Source organism: Faecalibacterium sp. DFI.5.82, assembly GCF_029076575.1.
Lineage (GTDB): Bacteria > Bacillota > Clostridia > Oscillospirales > Ruminococcaceae > Faecalibacterium > Faecalibacterium duncaniae.
In genome coordinates this window covers 1-298 of record NZ_JARFIS010000822.1, presented here as the reverse complement: position 1 = coordinate 298, position 298 = coordinate 1, and the positions used below count along the sequence as shown (strand labels likewise).

Here is a 298-nt window from a genome sequence, read left to right as displayed (position 1 = left end):
GGGCCTTCTGGCCCACGGCATCGGGGTCTACCGGCACCCTGCGCCATGCCAGAAGGCCCGGGACTGCATGCCCTCCATCTGGCAGTGCTTCATCAAAAAGCCTGCCCGTGTGAGCAAGGGCATTGATTTTGACCGCAGGCTCTACATCATCCGCCGGGTGTTCGAGCAGGCCAGCAACGGCACCTATGTGCCCAGCCTGTCCAGCCGCACCATCATCTACAAGGGCATGTTCCTGGTGCACGATCTGCGCCTGTTCTACCTTGACCTGCAGGACGAGGATTATGAGTCCGCCATCGGC

General features: G+C 61.4%; 1 protein-coding gene. It reads left to right on the top strand.

Annotation, left to right across the window (positions count from 1 at the left end):
- A partial coding sequence (locus P0G09_RS19065) for a hypothetical protein (protein WP_275253454.1) occupies nt 1–298 on the top strand: 298 nt, incomplete at both ends.